The 18,880-nt window shown below is 58.8% G+C and carries 15 protein-coding genes, 1 tRNA gene and 1 pseudogene; 13 read left to right on the top strand and 4 right to left on the bottom strand.

What is annotated here, in order from left to right; translation table 11 throughout:
- Positions 1-14 precede the first annotated feature (14 nt).
- The 4 genes from AC07V8_RS17225 to AC07V8_RS17240 are packed head-to-tail and all read left to right on the top strand — an operon-like array spanning position 15 to position 4,009.
- Complete coding sequence (locus AC07V8_RS17225; RefSeq protein WP_061939440.1) at positions 15-1,025, top strand: ABC transporter permease subunit; 1,011 nt, start codon at positions 15-17, stop codon at positions 1,023-1,025.
- On the top strand, positions 1,022-1,954 hold the full coding sequence (locus AC07V8_RS17230) for an ABC transporter permease subunit (protein ID WP_494680186.1): 933 nt from the start codon (positions 1,022-1,024) through the stop codon (positions 1,952-1,954). The genes AC07V8_RS17225 and AC07V8_RS17230 overlap by 4 nt, the downstream gene beginning before the upstream one ends.
- 16 nt (positions 1,955-1,970) lie before the next feature.
- Complete coding sequence (dppD, locus tag AC07V8_RS17235) at positions 1,971-3,008, top strand: dipeptide ABC transporter ATP-binding protein (protein ID WP_494680187.1); 1,038 nt, start codon at positions 1,971-1,973, stop codon at positions 3,006-3,008.
- Complete coding sequence (locus AC07V8_RS17240; protein ID WP_494680188.1) at positions 3,005-4,009, top strand: peptide ABC transporter ATP-binding protein; 1,005 nt, start codon at positions 3,005-3,007, stop codon at positions 4,007-4,009. Before dppD ends, AC07V8_RS17240 begins: the two co-directional genes overlap by 4 nt.
- Here AC07V8_RS17240 and AC07V8_RS17245 read toward each other — a convergent pair.
- Positions 4,002-5,411: a sigma-54 interaction domain-containing protein gene (locus AC07V8_RS17245; protein ID WP_494680189.1), complete on the bottom strand. Its 1,410-nt coding sequence runs from the start codon at positions 5,409-5,411 to the stop codon at positions 4,002-4,004. The genes AC07V8_RS17240 and AC07V8_RS17245 overlap by 8 nt on opposite strands.
- Before the next feature lie 225 nt (positions 5,412-5,636).
- Between AC07V8_RS17245 and AC07V8_RS17250 the strand changes: the two genes are divergently transcribed.
- The 7 genes and pseudogenes from AC07V8_RS17250 to AC07V8_RS17280 all read left to right on the top strand — a co-directional run.
- Complete coding sequence (locus tag AC07V8_RS17250; protein ID WP_494680190.1) at positions 5,637-7,703, top strand: oxidoreductase; 2,067 nt, start codon at positions 5,637-5,639, stop codon at positions 7,701-7,703.
- Positions 7,704-7,757: 54 nt separating this feature from the next.
- A complete protein-coding gene (locus AC07V8_RS17255) occupies positions 7,758-8,945 on the top strand; it encodes a M20 aminoacylase family protein (RefSeq protein ID WP_494680191.1) in 1,188 nt (395 codons plus the stop codon).
- Between the two features lie 31 nt (positions 8,946-8,976).
- Positions 8,977-10,599 (top strand): ABC transporter substrate-binding protein, encoded by a 1,623-nt coding sequence (locus AC07V8_RS17260; protein WP_494680192.1) that lies wholly within the window; start codon positions 8,977-8,979, stop codon positions 10,597-10,599.
- A gap of 167 nt (positions 10,600-10,766) precedes the next feature.
- Positions 10,767-12,068: a serine--tRNA ligase gene (gene serS, locus AC07V8_RS17265; protein WP_494680193.1), complete on the top strand. Its 1,302-nt coding sequence runs from the start codon at positions 10,767-10,769 to the stop codon at positions 12,066-12,068.
- A gap of 148 nt (positions 12,069-12,216) precedes the next feature.
- Positions 12,217-12,306, top strand: a tRNA-Ser gene (locus AC07V8_RS17270).
- Between the two features lie 78 nt (positions 12,307-12,384).
- Positions 12,385-12,978 carry a tyrosine-type recombinase/integrase gene (locus AC07V8_RS17275; protein ID WP_494680256.1) on the top strand — a complete coding sequence of 198 codons (594 nt, stop codon included), beginning with the start codon at positions 12,385-12,387 and terminating at the stop codon, positions 12,976-12,978.
- Between the two features lies 1 nt (position 12,979).
- Positions 12,980-13,570, top strand: a pseudogene (locus AC07V8_RS17280) (tyrosine-type recombinase/integrase); the annotation flags it as partial.
- An 89-nt stretch (positions 13,571-13,659) separates the two neighbouring features.
- Here the strand turns inward: AC07V8_RS17280 and AC07V8_RS17285 are convergent.
- Both AC07V8_RS17285 and AC07V8_RS17290 read right to left on the bottom strand, forming a co-directional pair.
- Positions 13,660-14,901, bottom strand: a complete 1,242-nt coding sequence (locus tag AC07V8_RS17285; protein ID WP_494680194.1) for an MgtC/SapB family protein — start codon at positions 14,899-14,901, stop codon at positions 13,660-13,662.
- Between the two features lie 253 nt (positions 14,902-15,154).
- On the bottom strand, positions 15,155-15,991 hold the full coding sequence (locus tag AC07V8_RS17290) for a universal stress protein (protein ID WP_494680195.1): 837 nt from the start codon (positions 15,989-15,991) through the stop codon (positions 15,155-15,157).
- A gap of 434 nt (positions 15,992-16,425) precedes the next feature.
- Here AC07V8_RS17290 and AC07V8_RS17295 point away from each other — a divergent pair, with 434 nt between their 5' ends.
- Together AC07V8_RS17295 and AC07V8_RS17300 are read left to right on the top strand one after the other, a co-directional pair.
- Complete coding sequence (locus AC07V8_RS17295) at positions 16,426-17,022, top strand: hemerythrin domain-containing protein (RefSeq protein WP_494680196.1); 597 nt, start codon at positions 16,426-16,428, stop codon at positions 17,020-17,022.
- A gap of 209 nt (positions 17,023-17,231) precedes the next feature.
- On the top strand, positions 17,232-17,918 hold the full coding sequence (locus AC07V8_RS17300; protein ID WP_494680197.1) for a VIT1/CCC1 transporter family protein: 687 nt from the start codon (positions 17,232-17,234) through the stop codon (positions 17,916-17,918).
- A 31-nt stretch (positions 17,919-17,949) separates the two neighbouring features.
- Here AC07V8_RS17300 and AC07V8_RS17305 read toward each other — a convergent pair whose 3' ends face one another.
- Positions 17,950-18,510, bottom strand: coding sequence for a cytochrome b (locus AC07V8_RS17305; RefSeq protein WP_494680198.1), 561 nt, complete (start codon positions 18,508-18,510; stop codon positions 17,950-17,952).
- Positions 18,511-18,880 lie beyond the last annotated feature (370 nt).

An 18,880-nucleotide genomic window follows, 5' to 3' on the forward strand; every position in this document is an offset into this window, starting at 1 on the left:
CGATAGGTATTCCCATGTTTGGATTCCTCCTGCGCCGTGTCGGCCTGGTCATTCCGACCTTTCTCGGCATCACGCTGCTGGTGTTTTTATTGATACATCTGATCCCCGGCAACGCCGTCGAAGCCATGACCGGCGAACGCGGCATGGACCCGGCCCGCTATGCGCAAATGGCGCACGACCTGGGGCTGGACCAGCCGATCTACATGCAGTATTTCAATTACCTGGGGAATCTGTTCAAGGGCGACCTGGGCATGTCGATCATGACCCATACTTCGGTGCTGAGCGAATTCAAGACCCTGTTCCCGGCAACGCTGGAACTGTCCTTTTGCGCCATCCTGTTTGCCCTGATCATCGGCCTGCCGGCGGGCATGCTGGCGGCGCTCAAGCGCAACACCGTGCTGGATTATTCGGTGATGGGCGCTTCGCTGACCGGCTATTCGATGCCGGTGTTCTGGTGGGCGCTGCTGTTGATCCTGCTGTTTTCCGTGACGCTGGGCTGGACGCCGGTTTCCGGCCGCATCGATATCCTGTTCGACGTACCGCCGGTCACCGGCTTCATGCTGATCGACAGCCTGCTGTCGGACGATAGCGGCGCCTTCAAGTCGGCGCTGTCGCATTTGATCCTGCCGACGATTGCGCTCGGCACCATCCCGCTGGCCGTGATTGCGCGCATGACGCGCTCCGCCATGCTGGAAGTCTTGCGCGAGGATTATGTGCGCACCGCGCGCGCCAAAGGCCTGTCGCCATGGCGCGTGGTCGGCGTGCACGCCTTGCGCAATGCGCTCATTCCGGTAGTGACGGTGGTCGGCCTGCAGGTCGGCACCTTGCTGGCCGGCGCGATCCTGACTGAAACCATCTTTTCCTGGCCGGGTATCGGCAAGTGGCTGGTGGCGGCGATCCAGCGCCGCGATTATCCGGTGGTGCAGGGCGGCATCCTGCTGTCGGCGATCACCATCATCCTCGTCAACCTGGCCGTCGACCTGCTGTACGGCGTAATCAATCCACGCATTCGCCACCGCTCATGAACAATGTCAACACACCGCAGGCGTCCGCGCCGCAAGCCATTTCCCTGCCCAAGGCCGCCGCCAGCGCGCCGCCGCATCCGCTGCGCGAATTCTGGGGCTATTTCAGCCAGAACCGCGGCGCTGTCATCGGCCTGGTGATCATCGTCGCCATGGTCCTGATGGCGCTGTTCGCCGATATCATCGCGCCGCATTCGCCGATCGAGCAGTTCCGCCAGTCGACTCTGGTGCCGCCGGTCTGGCAGGCGGGCGGCAGCAGCCAGTTCCTGCTCGGCACCGACCCGGTCGGCCGCGACATGCTGTCGCGCCTGATCCATGGCGTGCGCCTGTCGCTGCTGATCGGCATGGTGTCGATCTCGCTGTCGCTCACCACCGGCGTGCTGCTCGGCCTGCTGGCGGGCTATTTCCGCGGCATGGTTGAAATCGCGATCATGCGCTTGATGGATATCATGCTGGCCTTGCCCAGCCTGCTGCTGGCGATCGCCGTGGTGGCGATCCTCGGCCCGGGGCTGATGAACGCCATGTATGCGATCGCGGTGGTGATGCTGCCGCACTATGCACGGCAGACGCGGGCAGCGGTGATCGGCGAGATGTCGCGCGACTATGTCAGCGCCTCGCGCATCGCCGGCGCCGGCACCTTGCGCATCATGTTCAATTGCGTGCTGCCGAACTGCCTGGCGCCGCTGATCGTGCAAGCCACGCTCGGCTTTTCTTCCGCCATCCTGGATGCGGCCGCACTCGGCTTCCTCGGCATGGGCGCGCAGCCGCCGACGCCGGAATGGGGCTCGATGCTGGCCAGCGCCATGGAGTTCATCCAGAGCGCATGGTGGGTAGTGGCTTTCCCCGGTCTGGCTATTCTGATCTCGGTGCTGGCGTTCAACTTGATGGGTGACGGCTTGCGCGATGCGCTCGACCCGAAACTGAAACGATAAGGCGAGACTGAATATTATGGCACTGCTTGAAATCAAACAGCTGCGGGTCGAATTCGGCTCGGCGGCAGCGCCGTTCACCGCGGTGGACGGCCTCGACCTCGGCATTGAAGCCGGCGAAGTGGTCGGCATCGTCGGCGAATCCGGCTCCGGCAAGAGCGTCACCTCGCTGGCCTTGATGGGCCTGATCGACTATCCCGGCCGGGTCAAGGGCGAACGCATGGCCTTCGATGGCCGCGACCTGCTGACCATGCCGGAGAAGCAAAGGCGCAGCCTGCTGGGCAAGGATATCGCGATGATCTTCCAGGATCCGATGACCAGCCTCAATCCCTCGTTCACCGTGGCCTACCAGCTGATGGAAACCCTGCGCGTGCACCAGGGCGGCACGAAGAAGGAATTGCGCGCCAAAGCGCTGGCCTTGCTCAAGCAGGTCGATATTCCCGATCCCGAGCGCCGGCTGGATGCTTACCCGCACCAGCTGTCGGGCGGCATGAGCCAGCGCGTGATGGTGGCCATTGCGATCGCCTGTAATCCGCGCCTGCTGATCGCCGACGAGCCGACCACGGCGCTGGATGTCACGGTGCAGGCGCAAATGCTGGAACTGCTGCTGCAACTGCAGCGCGACCGCGGCATGGCGCTGATGCTGATCACCCACGACCTGAGCGTGGTGGCGCAGACCGCGCAACGCGTGATGGTGATGTACGCCGGGCAGGTGGTGGAGACCGGCCGCGTGCCGGATATCTTCAACGCCCCCAAGCACCCCTATACCCAGGCTTTGCTGGCAGCCCTGCCCGAACACAATATCGGCCGCGCCCGTCTGCAAACCATTCCCGGCGTGGTGCCGGGCCAGTACGATAGGCCCACGGGCTGCCTGCTCAGCCCGCGCTGCGCTTATGCGCAAGACCGCTGCCGTGAGCAGCGTCCTGAATTGCTGGGCGCGCCGCAGGAGCAGGTGCGCTGTCATTTTCCGCTCGATCAAGAGGGCCGTCCGACTAACGGCTGGTTCGAGATTTCCCGCAAAACACCTGAAGCTTTGCTAAGCAGTGGGGCTGCATGATGATGAATTCCAATATGAGCGAAATCGCCAGTCCCGTGGTCCTGCTGGAAGCAAAAAACCTGATCAAGCACTACAGCGTATCGCAGGGTTTGTTCAAGCCGAAAGCCACTGCGCGCGCGCTGGACGGCGTGTCGTTCGCCCTGCAGCCGGGCAAGACGCTGGCGGTGGTGGGCGAGTCCGGCTGCGGCAAGTCGACCCTGGCGCGCCAGATCACCATGATCGAACCGCCCACCGGCGGCGAGCTGTGGATGGACGGCGCCAATATCGCCGATGCCGACCACGCTACCCTCAAACGGGTGCGGCCGCTGGTGCAGATGGTTTTCCAGAATCCCTACGCCAGCCTGAACCCGCGCAAGAAGGTCGGCCAGATGCTGGAAGAGCCGCTGATCATCAACACCGGATTGAACAGCACCGAGCGCGCCGAAAAAGCGCGCGCCATGATGGCCAAGGTCGGCCTGCGGCCGGAACACTATAGCCGCTACCCGCACATGTTTTCCGGCGGCCAGCGCCAGCGGGTAGCGATAGCGCGCGCCCTGATGCTGGATCCCAAGGTGATCGTGGCCGACGAACCGGTGTCGGCGCTGGACGTTTCGATCCAGGCGCAGGTGCTGAACCTGCTGATGGATCTGCAGCAGGCCAGCGGCGTCGCCTATCTGTTCATCTCGCACAATTTATCGGTGGTGGAGCACATCGCCGACGACGTGCTGGTGATGTATCTCGGCAAGACCGTCGAGCACGGCAGCAAGCAGCAAGTGTTCAGCCGGCCGTTGCACCCCTATACCAAGGCGCTGCTGGCCAGCACGCCGCGCATCGATCCGGCGCAGCGCCAGCAAAAGATGATGCTGCCGGGAGAGCTGCCGTCGCCGCTGGCGCCGCCGCCGGGCTGCAGTTTCAATAACCGCTGCCCGTATGCGGTCGAACGCTGCCGGCAAGAAGTGCCCGCACTGCGTCCGTTCGACGGCAGGCTGGCGGCATGCCACCGGCTCGAAGAAATCAGCTGACGGCTCCTTGGCGCGCGCTGCGATGGACCGTGATGTTGTGTTTCTTCAGTTTGTACTGCAGGGTAGCGCGCGGGATGGCGCAACGGCGGGCAACTTCGGACAAGCTGGCATGTTCCTTGAGCAAGCCGAGCAGCAGCGTTCTTTCGTAGGCGGCAAGCATTTCTGCCAGCGATAGGCCGCTGCCTGCCTCCGGTGTTTCCGGGGGCGCCGCCGACTCACTGTGCACGGCTGGCGGATCAGCCGCATCCTGATCCAGCCATATGCGCTGGAGCTCGTCACCGGCCTCGCAAAAAATCAGACTGCGCTGCATCACATTTTCCAGCATCCTGACGTTGCCCGGCCAGCGGCAAGCTTGCAGCTGGCGCATGGCGGCCGGTGCGATGCGCTTGACTCGTCCGCCGGTGATGGCGCGATGCTTGTGCAGGAATGCTTCCGCCAGCAGGGGAATATCGCCGCGCCGCTCCCTGAGCGGTGGAATCGACAACTGTCCGACATTCAGGCGATACAGCAGGTCGGAGCGTAGTTTTCCTGCCGCGGCCATTTGCTGCGCTGTTTCATTCGCCGCCGCGATGACGCGCAGGCTGACCCGGATTTCCTTGTTGCTGCCGACCCGGCTGAACCTGCCATCCTGTAACACTCGTAGCAGCTTGCCTTGCACTGCCCAGGGCAGGGAGTTCAACTCATCCAGGAACAGGGTGCCCGCATTGGCCGTCTCGATCAGGCCCAGCCGATCCTGGGCGCCGGTGAAAGCACCGCGGACAGTTCCGAACATGATGCTTTCAAACAGGCTTTCCGGCAGCGCCGCGCAGTTCAGGACGACAAACGGCGCGGCGGCGTTCTGACTGCACTGATGCAGCAGGCGCGCGACGAGCTCCTTGCCGGTCCCGGTTTCGCCACAGATCAGCACGTTGACGCCGGCCTTGCCAAGCGCTTCGGCCTGGCGTATCAAGGCCAGCATGGCAGCATCCTGGCTGACGATGCCATGCGGTGCCGCTCTGTCCGGGCCAGCGCCAGCATCAGGCTCTTCGTCCGCCGGATGTTTCAGGTCGCGCGCAACTTCGACCGCGCCGACGATCGATCCGCGCCTGTTCAGCAAGGGCAGGGTGGTGTGGATTTGCTGCACCAGCCGGCCTTGCGCATTGACAAAGGCCTGGAAGGTGCCGGTGTAGCGCTTGCCATGGTGCAGGGCTTGCAGCAGGGTGCTGCTGTGCGCATCCATGGCGGGATAGATGTCGAGCAGGGGATGGCCGACGGCCAGCTCGGCCGGATAAGCGTCGATCTCCGCGCTTCCCTGGTTGTAATAGACATAGTTGCCATCGCTGTCGATGACGGCGACCGGCTGCGGCATGGCGTCGAACAGATGGGAAAAAATCGCCAGTGCGCTAGCTAGTTCGGTATCCAAGGGACGCGCTCCATGTTCGGTTGACAAGGGCAAGGATGACGAAAATTTATCAATTCGTCAATTTTTCGTGAGGCCGGCCAAAAACCGGCGCCCCGCCTTAAATGGATTTTTCTGATAAATCAGGGACTTGCCGCGCATTCGGGTTGGGCACAAAAACTGCAATGGTGAGAACCATGCTGCTGCCGTCCGGCGGCGGCCGAACTCATCCGATTGAGGGCAGTCCGCATGCGTGATTCGCGTTTTGACATTTTGTTTGAGCCGGTGCAGATCGGTCCGGTCACGGCCAGGAACCGCTTCTTCCAGGTGCCGCACTGCAACGGCATGGGCTGGACCCAGCCGCGCGCCCTGGCCGAGCTGCGCAAGGTCAAGGCGGAGGGCGGCTGGGCCGTGGTGTGCACCGAGGAAGTGGAAATCCATCCCAGCAGCGACTGCTCGCCGTTCAACGAGGGCCGCTTGTGGGGAGACGAAGATATTCCGGCGCTGCAGCTGATGGCGGACGCGGTCCATGAATACGGCTCTCTGGCCGGCATCGAACTGCTGCACAAGGGCATGTCGAGCGCCAACTTCACCACGCGCGAAATCCCGTTGGGGCCGTCGCATCGTCCGGTGACCGGCAACGCGCCGATGCAGGCGCGCGCCATGACCAAGGCCGACATCCGCGAATTGCGGCGCTGGCACCGGGACGCTGCGCTGCGCGCCAGGCGCGCCGGTTTCGATATCATCTACGTGTATGCATCGCACGACCTGTCCCTGCCTTTTCATTTCCTGCAAAAGCGCAAGAACGACAGGATCGACGAATACGGCGGCTCGCTCGAGAACCGGGTGCGGCTGCTGCGCGAACTGATCGAAGATACGCGCGACGCGGTGGGCGACCGCTGTGCAGTGGCGGTGCGGCTGGGCGTCGATGAATTGCTGGGGCCGGACGGCGTTTCCTGCGAAGCCGAAGGGCGCGACGTGGTCAGCCTGCTGGCCGAGCTGCCGGACCTGTGGGACGTGAATGTGAGTTCATGGGCCAACGACAGCGCCACCTCGCGTTTCAAGCAGGAAGGCTATCAGGAGGAGTATGTCTCCTTCGTCAAGCAGCTGACCACCAAGCCAGTGGTAGGCGTCGGCCGTTTCACTTCGCCGGACGCCATGGTCAGTCAGGTAAGGCGGGGGATCCTCGATTTCATCGGCGCCGCCAGGCCATCGATCGCCGATCCGTTCTTGCCGCGCAAGATCGAAGAGGGGCGCATCGATGAAATCCGCGAATGCATAGGCTGCAATATCTGCGTCTCCTCTGACCATAGCAATTCCAACCTGCGCTGCACGCAGAATCCGACCATGGGCGAAGAATGGCGGCGCGGCTGGCATCCGGAAACCATGCCGGCGAAGAACGATGACGGTGCGCTGCTGGTGGTCGGCGCCGGACCCTGCGGCCTGGAAGCGGCGCTGGCTGCCGCCAGGCGTGGCCATGAAGTGACGCTGGTCGAGGCCGGCAGCGAGCTGGGCGGGCGCGTGCTGCTGGAGTCGGGTTTGCCCGGCCTGCGCGAATGGCTGCGGGTACGGGACTGGCGCGTCACGCAGCTGCAGCGCATGGGCAACGTCGAGATTTACCGCGGCAGCAAACTGGCTGCCGCCGACATTCTGGAATTCGGCGCGGCCCACATCGCGCTGGCGACCGGCTCGGTCTGGCGCCGCGATGGCGTCGGGCGCGCCAATGGTGCGCCGGTCCCGGGTTTCGACTGCCACAACGTCAGGACTCCCGACGAACTGATGCATGGCCATCGGCCACAGGGGCCGGTGGTGATCTTCGATGACGACCACTACTATATGGGCGGCTTGCTGGCCGAGCAATGCGCCCTGGCCGGCAACCGGGTCACCCTGGTCACTCCGGCAGCGCAGGTGTCGGCATGGACCAGCGATACGCTGGAAGCGGTTGCGATATTGCGCCGCCTGCTGACGCTGGGGGTCGAGGTCCATATCTACAGCAACCTCAGGCAACTGAGCGCGGCGGCGGTCATGATCGAATGCCTGCTGACGGGAAAGCAGCGGGAGATTGCCTGCTCGGCCTTGGTCAGCGTGACTGCCCGCTTGCCTGTCGATGATCTCCATTCCGCGCTGGCCGCACTGCCGGAGGAGCTGGCGGCGGCCGGGAATCGCAGCATGTGCGCTATCGGCGACGCCTTCGGTCCCGGCACCATCGCCGCGGCCGTCTATCAGGGCCATCGCTTTGCGCGCGAGCTCGGCAATCCTCCCGGAGAATCGAGCCGATTCAAGCGTGAACTTCCCATTATCCTGCAGGGGCTGTAATAATCAGCGCCATTGTCTAACAAGCTAATAAACGAAATCATAGGGGAAGCCTCCATGCAGCTTATTGATTTGCCCAATCTTGATCAACTGGTGGCTTTGCGGCGCGATATCCATGCGCATCCGGAACTGGCTTATCAAGAACATCGCACTGCCGAGCAGGTCGCGGCGACGCTGGAAAGCTGGGGCATTGCCGTCACCCGTGGGATAGGCAAGACTGGCGTGGTGGCGACCTTGAGCAACGGTGACGACCGGTCAGCGCTCAGCTTGCGCGCCGACATGGATGCCTTGCCACTGCAAGAAGAGAATACGATGCCGCATCGTTCGCGCTATGACGGCCGCATGCATGCCTGCGGCCACGACGGTCACACCGTCATGCTGCTGGCCGCTGCGTACCATTTGCACACTACGCGGCAATTCAACGGCACGGTGAATTTCATTTTCCAGCCGGCCGAAGAGGACGGCGCCGGCGCGCTGGCGATGGTGGAGGACGGCTTGTTCGAGCGTTTTCCCTGCGACGCCATATTCGGCATGCATAACTGGCCCGGACTGGCGGTCGGTACCTTTGTCGCCGAGCCCGGCGGCCGCGAGGCGAGCTGCAGCGTGTTTACCATCACGGTGCGCGGCAAAGGCGGACATGTAGGCACGCCGCACGTCACCGCCGAAGCCTTGCTGGCAGTGGCGCAGATCGCCACGCAAATCCAGAACATCGTGGCGCGCAATGTGGCGCCGACCGATCCGGCAGTAGTGTCGGTTACCCGGCTTGAGGCCGGCACCGCTTTCAATGTGATTCCAGACAGCGCCTGGCTGGGTGGCTCGGTGCGTACCTACGACGAGCACGTCCTGCAGCGCATCGAGCAGCGCCTGCGGGATATCGCCGCGCATGTCGCCCGCTCCTACGAATGCGATATGGACTTTGTCTTCACCCGCGAAATGCCAGCAGTCATCAATGATGCTGCCGAAACCGCCAGATGCCGGAGGATGATCAAAGACTGGCTGGGCGAGCAGGCGCTGATCGCCTTGCCGCCGCTGATGACGTCGGAAGATTTTTCATTCATGCTGGACCGCCGGCCCGGCTGTTACGTCCTGATCGGCAACGGCAATGACGAACATCGCCAGCAGGATGCTGCACTGGGACCATGCGCCCTGCATAATCCGCATTACGATTTCAACGATGCCTTGATTCCGTTAGGAGCTTCGTTTTGGGTACGGCTGGTAGAAGACTATTTACCGGGTTATAAATAAAATCACAAATAAAATCAGAAAGAGACATGCCATGAAAAAAACAATCAACAAAAGTGTCAGGCTGCTTGCCGGCATCGGCGCGGCCGCATTCCTGTGCCTTGCCGCCAGCGGCGCGCAAGCTGCCAAGACACTGGTCTTCTGCTCGGAAGGCAGCCCGGAAGGTTTCAATCCGCAGCTGTTCACCACCGGGACCACCTTCGACGCCTCGTCGGTGCCCCTGTACAGCCGCCTGGTCGCATTTGAACTGGGAACCACCAGGATCGTCCCGGCCCTGGCGCAATCCTGGACCGTGTCGGACGACGGGTTGACCTATACCTTCAAGCTGCGCAAGGGCGTCAAGTTCCACAGCAGCGCCAAGTTCAAGCCGAGCCGTGATTTCAATGCCGACGATGTGCTGTTTTCATTCAATCGCATGCTGGACCTGCACCATCCTTTCCATCATCTCGCGGCCGGCCAAAGCTTCAGCTTTTTCCTTGACATGGGCATGGAAAAAATCATCGACAAGGTGGAAAAGGGCGATGACTACACCGTCATCTTCAAGCTGAAACACCCGGAAGCGCCGTTCATCGCCAACCTGGGCATGGATTTCGCCTCCATCCTGTCAGCAGAATACGCTGCCAGCATGAAGAAAGCCGGCACGCCCGACGTGATCGACCGCGAACCGATCGGCACCGGCCCGTTTCAGTTGGTCTCCTATCAAAAGGATGCCGTGATCCGCTACAAGGCCTTCGACGCCTATTGGGATGGCCGGCCCAAGCTGGACAGCCTGATTTTCGCCATCACGCCGGACGCCTCGGTGCGCTACGCCAAGCTCAAGGCCAATGAATGCCAGGTGATGGCGTTTCCCAAGCCGGCCGACATCGAGCTGATGAAAAACGATCCGGCGATCACCCTGTTGACCAAGGAAGGCTTGAACGTCGGCTACATCTCGTTCAATGTCGAGAAAAAACCGTTCGACAACAAGCTGGTGCGGCAAGCCCTGAACCTCGCCACCGACAAGCAGACGATTTTGAAAACGGTGTACCAGGGCGCCGGCCAGATCGCCAAGAATGCGATCCCGCCCACGCTCTGGTCCTACGACAACAAGATCCAGGACTACGCCTACGATCCAGTCAAGGCCAAGGCACTGCTGGCCAAGGCCGGTTATCCCAATGGCGTCGAAGTCGAACTGTCTTACCTGCCAGTGACCCGTCCCTACAATCCGGACGGCAAACGCATGGCGGAACTGATCCAGGCCGACTGGGCCAAGATCGGCGTCAAGGCCAGGCTCAATACCTACGAATGGACCGAATACCTGAAGCGCAGCAAGCAGGGCGCACAGCAGGCGATGATGTTCGGCTGGTCGGGCGACAACGGCGATCCGGACAATTTCTTTGCCACCTTGCTCGGCTGCGAATCGGTGCGCAGCGGCGGCAATACCGCGCGCTGGTGCAACAAGGATTTCGAGGCGCTGATCCAGAAAGCCAAGTTGACGCCGAAGCAGGACGAGCGCGCCAAGCTGTATGAGCAGGCGCAGGTGATCGCCCATGAAGAAGCGCCATGGATCCCGCTGGCGCACTCGCTGACGCATACGCCGATCCGCAAGCAGGTGATCGGCTTCAAGATGTCGGCGTTCGCATTGCACGATTTCAGCAAGGTCGATCTGGGCAAGTAATCCAGCAAATAAGCGGGCAGGGCGCTAGACCTGGCAACATGCCCGGCCCAGCGCTGCCTGGCTTGTTATTGTGTTTTTAATAATCCCATTCGCTTAGATTGGCTGGCCGAGCACTGGCCGGGCTTGGTACAATGGCGGCTTATTCTTTCGTCCATTTACCTACGTCCATGATCGACATCCAACTTCTTCGCAAAGACATCGCCAGCGCCGCCGACCGTCTCGCCACGCGCAAATACAAGCTCAACGTCGCCGGCTTCAATGCCCTGGAAGCCGAGCGCAAGCAAATCCAGACCCGCACCGAAGAATTGCAGAGCCAGCGCAACTCGCTGTCCAAGCAGATCGGCATGCTGAAAGGCAAGGGCGAAGACGCTTCCGCCGTCATGGCAGAAGTGGCCGGCATCGCCGACGAACTGAAGGCATCGGCGACCCGGCTGGACCAGGTACAGGAACAGGTCAGCACCTTCCTGCTGGCCGTGCCCAACCTGCCGCACGAATCGGTGCCGGTCGGCGCCGATGAGGCCGCCAATGTCGAAGTGCGCAAGGTCGGCACGCCGCGCAGCTTCGATTTCGAAGTGCGCGACCACGTCGATGTCGGCGCCGCCCTCGGCCTCGATTTCGACGTCGCCGCCAAGCTCACCGGCTCGCGCTTTTCCGTGATGAAGGGCGGCATCGCTCGCCTGCACCGCGCGCTCGGCCAGTTCATGCTGGACACCCAGACCGCCGAGCACGGCTACACCGAATGCTATACGCCTTACATCGTCAACGCCGATTCCCTGCGCGGCACCGGCCAGCTGCCGAAGTTTGAAGAAGACCTGTTCGCAGTCAAGAAGGGCGGTCAGGAAGGCGAGCAAGCTGCCGACGCTGCCGCGCTATACCTGATTCCGACGGCAGAAGTGCCGCTGACCAATATCGTGCGCGATGAAATCCTGGCCGGCGAAACGCTGCCGCTGAAGATGGTCGCCCATTCCCCGTGCTTCCGTTCGGAAGCCGGCAGCTACGGCCGCGACACCCGCGGCATGATCCGCCAGCACCAGTTCGACAAGGTCGAGATGGTGCAGATCGTCCATCCGGAACAATCCTATGCGGTGCTGGAAGAGATGGTCGGTCATGCCGAAAACATCCTCAAGAAACTCGGCCTGCCATACCGCGTGGTGTCGCTGTGCACCGGCGACATGGGCTTCGGCGCCGCCAAGACCTACGACCTGGAAGTCTGGTTGCCGGCGCAAAATACCTACCGTGAAATTTCCTCGGTCTCCAATTACGAAGCCTTCCAGGCGCGCCGCATGCAAGCCCGCTTCCGCAATGCCCAGGGCAAGACCGAACTGGTGCACACCCTGAACGGCTCCGGCCTGGCGGTCGGCCGTACCCTGGTAGCGATCCTGGAAAACTTCCAGCAAGCCGACGGCAGCGTGGAAATCCCGGCGGCGCTGCATCCGTATATGGGTGGTATTACCAAGCTGAGCGTATAAGTAATTGATTTGACGGGCTTATTTTTGTAAGTGAAAGCGGGCAACCAGGCTGTGACGGGGAAGCAATAAAAAGGCTTCCCAATATCAAAAAAAGCCTGCTATAATCTTGCGCTTTGCTGCATTAAACGCAGCAAGTCGACCGAAAACCGGAGAGGTGGCAGAGTGGTCGAATGTACTTGACTCGAAATCAAGCGTACGTTAAATCGTACCGTGGGTTCGAATCCCACCCTCTCCGCCAGATATATCGCAAACGATAGCAAAGTTTGCCTAAAAACCCCTAAGAAATCAACGTCTTAGGGGTTTTTTATTGCCCGTAGTGCCAAAGTTTGCCCATTTGCAGCCACTTTTTTTGGCGGTATACTTTACGGTATTGATTCATATCGTCAAAAGAGATACCGCCAAAATGCCAAAGCTTGTTATTCCACTCACCGATATCCAGGTACGTACCGCCAAACCCAAGGATAAGCCCTACAAGCTAGCGGACGGCGGCGGCATGTATTTGCTGATCAATTCAGACGGCGCGAAGTACTGGCGCATGGACTATCGTATTTACGAGAAGCGCAATACAGTTGCTTTTGGTAAATATCCAGAAGTCACATTGATTCAAGCCCGAGAGAAGCGCAAAGAGGCGCGTGAGTTGTTGGGTGCGGGGAAAGACCCAGCACGGGATCGTGATGAGAAAAAGCAGCTTGCTGCAGATGCCGCTGCCAATACCTTTGAGAAACTTGCTCGCGAATGGCATGCCAACCGCCTGAGCGCATGGAGTCCATCCACCGCCAAAAATACCATTGACCGTTTGGAAAATGATATTTTTCCTGAAATTGGCAAAATTCCGATTGCCGAGATTAGCCATAAGCAAATGATCGCCGCCCTGCGCAAGATCGAAGATCGAAGACCGAGGAGCGGGTGAAGTGGCGCGACGCTTGAAGGCGACATGCGCCCGGGTATTTAGCTATGCGAATCAGCACGGTATTGAGAACCGCAATCCGGCAGCAGATCTGAAAGATGTTCTCAAGCCCGTGAAAGCAGGGCACTTTGCCGCCATCGCGCCGGATGAATTACCGGCCTTCATGCGCGCCATACGAGAAAACAATGCAAGACTGTATATCCCAACACGTATTGCCTTGCGCTTGATGTTATTGATCTTTGTACGCAGTAGTGAGTTGCGTACTACCCCTTGGTCTGAAATCAATCTTGAGACTGGGGATTGGGTCATTCCCTGGCAGCGCATGAAGCGCGGCAAGTTGACGGTGAATCCAGATAAGACCGACCATCATGTATGCCTGTCGCGTCAGGCCGTCGAACTATTGCGAGAATTGCATACCTACACTGGTGGCAATAAATATCTGTTTCCGAACCAACGCGATCCTCAAAAGCCGATGAGCGGTGACGCTATTCGTATGGCATTAAACCGCATGGGATATGAAGGGCGCATGACAACGCACGGATTCCGAGCGCTCGCGATGACTACGCTCAAAGAAAAATTGGGTTATCGTCATGAGACCGTGGACAGGCAACTTGCCCATGCACAGAAAGACAAAATTGCGAGTGCCTATCGGTCCGAATTTACAGCGCTCATCGAGACCATTGTTCAACTGAATATCCAACTAAGCCAGACTGCGATTATCACGAATAGCAGGCCAGGACAGACTCGCATCGCAAAGCACTGGTTGCCACTGGTGAAACTTATCACGCACTTGGAAATGGTGTTGGCGGTTAAGCCTGCGAGAATTGGCCCAGTGGCGGCTTGGCTACTAATTTTTCCTTTTGCGGCAAATGAGGCTACCGATGCGGCTACTGAATGCGCATCGGCAAAGCCACCGATAAAAGAAGCTAACCAGATGCCCCGGTTGCCGAGCAAAGAAGATAAGGCGCCCGAAAGCAACAAGATGGCCGAAATCATCAGCGACAGCACTAGCGCGTCTTTAATGTCGATCCGGCTATCTAGTTGCAGCGCCGCACTTGGCTGCGAACGCACAGAACGAGCTGCTGTCAGCGCCGCATAGGCCAGTGCGGCAGCCAGTCCGCAGGCAAGCGGCCGGGCCAACACTAGGAACGTCGGTGGGTGTGTCGCGAACAGCACGATGGCCAGTTGCAGCATCGTAGCTACCGTTGATAGTACCGCCCCGGTGGCAGCGGCATCAGCCTGGGATGGGGTTCCAACGGCGCGCTGTCCCATTGCGCCGATGGTAGCGATGCTCGATACGAAACCGGAAAGCAGTCCGGTTAGCGATAGACCCAGCCGAGGGCCGAGCATGCGTTGAGCGATATGGCCGACCACACCGATGAGCAGCATCAATACGATGAAACGCCAGATCGCGTGCGGGTTGAACACGTCGTAGGGATCGATGGTGTGGTCAGGCAGCAGCGGCCAAAGCACAAAAATTGAAGCACCAAGAATCAGTGCGTTGTTCCACTCCCTCTGACTCATTGCGATGTTGACGAAATGATGCAGGCGACCGCGCGCCGCCAACACGATTGCCACGGAAACCCCCAGAGCTGCCGCCATCGGGGCCGCACGGATTGTCAATGCTCCCAGTAGTAGCGTCAAAATCAATGCGATTTCCGTGGTCAGGCCAGGATCATCGTGGGCTTGTTTGCTATAGGCAATGGCGAGGAGAGCGGTCACTGCCAGAGTCGCGGCAGCAAGCAACAGTACGCTGTCGAGCAGCATGCTAGTGGCACCTAGCAAGGCCACCACCGTAAATGTACGAATGCCGGCAGGGCTGCGCATAGGCCCGCTGCCTTTACTGCGCTCGCGTTCGCCACCGATCAGCAAACCAATGCCGGCAGCGACCGCTAGCGCTTCAATCTGGTCAGCCGTCAGCATCATTGTTTTGCCCCCGATGTTGTTCTTGTTTCAGGACATGATTGCCAATACCGGGTGGTCTGCGATATGCAGCTCATGCTCGACAACGTTACTGAGCATGAGTTGTTACACAACGACCAAATATATGATCGCAAATATTAACCCGCTTTGCTCGGTTACCGGCATAGGAACGCGACGGTCTGCCAGCGGCCGCTGCATTTGTTGCAGCATCATGACAAGTATGGTGTCGTCAGCCAGTCCATGCAGAGCATCGATTTCAGTGCGACATCAGTACCGGCAACGTCATCGATTTCAGAATTGTATGGGTGACGCCGCCGAGTAGTGTTTCACGAAATCGAGAATGTCCATAGCATCCCATCACCAGTAGATCGGAGTTCAAGCTGGTGGCGAGCGACAACAACGCTTCGCCGATATCGGATTTGATCACTTCTTCCATGACATTAACGTTGATGCCATGGCGGGTCAGATACAAGGAAATATCGGCGCCCGGCAATTGGCCATGAATGCCTGTATGGGACTTCGGATTGAAGATCGCAACTTCGACAATCTCAGCCCGTTTGAGTAAGGGAATGGCGTCATGAACCGCGCGCCTGGCTTCCATGCTGCCATTCCAGGCGATTAACATTCTGGAGCCGATTTTTGCGTGAGCACCGGAACTTGGCACGACAAGGACCGGGCAGCCAGAGTTGATGACCACATAGGGGGCGATATCGGTATTGAGGTTCGAGGAATCATTGGGGGCGTTTTGTCCCAGCACCAGCAGGTCGGCATACGCGCCTTGCAAGCTGATGCCGCCGGTCACATCGTCATCGATCAAGCGATTTTCAAACGACAGTACGCCGACCTGCCGAACAATTTTGTCGAATGTTTCGAGGGGCACGCTGGCACGTTTTCGCAGGGTGTCGAGCAAGGGGGCGATAGCCGGGTCGTTGCGGTTCATGCTCACGGTTTCTTGCAGGAATTGCGAGACGCCAGTGGTGGCAACACCTATCAGATGCGCATTGTCGGCTACTGCGATAGACGCAGCTGCTTCGATACGTTTATCAACATTCCTAGAGGCGTCCACATGCACCACGATGGTTTTATAAGACATGTCGATACTCCTGTTTTTGAGTTAACGAGCGATTGGCCCGAAAAATGGATGTTTACCATGTCTTTCACCGTATGCCGTGGCGGTCCGATCGTCAAGATGCGACGTTGCGGCCAGCAGCAATAATCGAACAGAATTTGTTCCATATCAATAAACTCGGATTCAACGATTTTTTTATCTACCAAATCCGTCAATATGGAGCTTTCAGCCGCACGCTTGCACATGGGGGTAAGCATTGCCCAACTTCTTGCGACCATGCCACGGAACATTAAATGAATACCGAGCATAATCAATCGAAATTGTCTGGCGTGCCGTTAACGTATGATTTGTGAAAGTTGCTCTTGGGTGGGCTGGCAATTTCTTGCTTTTACACTTTTCTTTGCGCACTATAAATTGTGCAACCTTTAGTGTTGTCGTGAAAATTAAAGGGGTCGATCATGCAATCGCCGCGGCAGCGTAATGCCATACGCACCATATTGGACGAGCACGAGCAATTGTCGATAGTGATCCAGGGCATGCTGCATTTTGTGCGTCTCATTGATAGAGGCGAAAAAGCGCCAGGACTAATGGTGTTTCGCGCGATGCTCTATTACATTCGAGAGTATCCGGAGCAAGTGCACCATCCAAAGGAAGACCAGTACTTGTTTAAATTGCTGCGAGATCGGACCAATGAATTTGACGATACGCTCGTTGAGTTGGAGCTGCAACATACCCTTGGTGAAACGCTGGCGCGAGAATTGGAACGCGCGCTCACTCACTATGAGTTGGAGGGCGACCCTGTATTCCCGGAGTTTCGTGACCTTGTGGAGAAGTATGCGACGTTTTATTTCAGTCACATGCGTTTGGAGGAGGAAGTGGTTTTACCTGCAGCCAAGCGTCTGTTGACGACAGAAGACTGGGCCGTGGTTGATACCGCATTCACTGACAATCTCGACCCGTTTGCCGGGGTTAACCTGAAATATGACCTCGAGCAACTGTTTTTGCTGATTGTGAATATCATCCCTGCCCAGGCCAGTCAGAGACCGGCAATCTAGATTGAACGGGGGCCATGATGATGGTGCGCGCTCTAGATGTGACGACGGTGCCGTACATTGCACTCCGTGCTCACGTGGACGTAGCGGGGTGCGCAGCACAGGACGCGAATGTTCGCAGCACTGCGTGGGTATGGAGTGCCCACCCGGCATCGATTTTCAGGATGAGGGCTTCTCCTGTCTTATGAAATTCTCAAAAATACAGATAAGTTATGGTTGCACATATTCATCGCACCGGCAGATCCGGACTACTGCGCGCAGGAGTGCTGGGCGTAAACGACGGTGTATTGTCGATTTCGAGCCTCTTGCTCGGCGTTGCGGCGGCGCACCTAAGTTCAAATGGAATCTTGGTCGCGGGATTCGCGGGGCTCGTGGCAGGTGCACTCTCGATGGGTGCCGGCGAATATGTTTCGGTGAGCTCCCAGGCGGATACGGAACGCGCTGACCTTGAAATTGAAAGATGCGCGTTGCAGCACGACTATGACGCCGAGCACGCAGAACTGCGCGACATCTATATTCAACGTGGTCTTGACTATGACACTGCGGTTCAGGTTTCGAAGCAGCTCATGGAGCACGATGCGCTGGGTGCGCACGCACGGGATGACATCGGCATCACTGATGCGTTGATGGCCCGGCCGCTGCAAGCGGCCGTGACGTCGTCGATCAGTTTCGTGCTCGGAGGTATCGTTCCGCTTCTGGTGGGAATGTTGACGCCCCGAGAAAACCTGATTCCTGTGATCGCATCGACCTCACTCATTTTTTTGGCCGCGCTTGGGGCATGTGCCGCACGCGCGGGCGGCGCACCTATCCTTCGCGGGGCAGCGCGGGTTTTTATTTGGGGCGCAGTTGCGATGTGCGCCACAGGCCTGGTCGGTGCGCAATTCGGAATGCCGACATAGTCGAATCTGTGCGGGGCCAGGCGTGCATCGCTCAACCTTGCAACTTGAACGGCAGCATGCGCCGCAACGTCGTATCGCGCACCACATAATGATGGAACAGGCCTGCCGCTGCGTGCAAGCCGATCAGGAAGTAGCCCACGGTGGCGCAGGTTTCATGCACATCTTTTATTTGCGACGCCAATTCTTTGCTTTGGCTGATCAGCGCGGGAAGATGCAAACCAAAAAATGGAATCGGCTTGCCGGCAGCGCTCAGCGTTAGCCAACCGAGTATGGGCATGCCTATCATCAAAGCGTAGAGCGCTACGTGCATGGCGCCGGCAAATAACATTTGCCAATGCGGCGGTGACGGTTGAATCGGCGGCGTCGCACTGGAAAACCGCGCAGCCAGGCGTAGCGCGACGACCGCCAGGATCGTCAGGCCAAGCATGTAATGCCACATCATCATGCCGTTACGACCGTCGCTGCCTTTGGGAAAAATGCCGCGCAACTCCATGGTTGCATAGATCGCGATGAGCAGTAGCAGGGTGAGCCAGTGAAGCCCTATGGCGAGCGAACTATATTTGGTGGAATCGTTGTTGTGCGTTATGTGCATGACAGGTGGGCCTCACTCTAGCAAGATGTTTGTTGTTTAACATGACCTGGAAAACGACCGGATTTACGGTTCCCCGATCCTTATAACAGCGCAGAATTAGGATACACATAGGTGCGTACGCGATAGCGCTCCATGGTAGCGCTATCGCGGGCGGCGATACCGTTGAAGGTTGGGGAGTGGGGCGGTAAATTGGTGCCGACAGGCAGGATTGATGTCGCTTACACTTGAAATATTCAACCTCATCCACCCCTCAACGCATTTGATCATAAAGAAATGCCGCAAAGGATCCCAAGAACAACAACTTGGCGAAAATTTGATTTATCTCAATTTTAGTGGATACTTTACTGGTATAAATATGTCTGCATACCTC

The organism is Collimonas sp. GW821-FHT02H07, assembly GCF_059421505.1.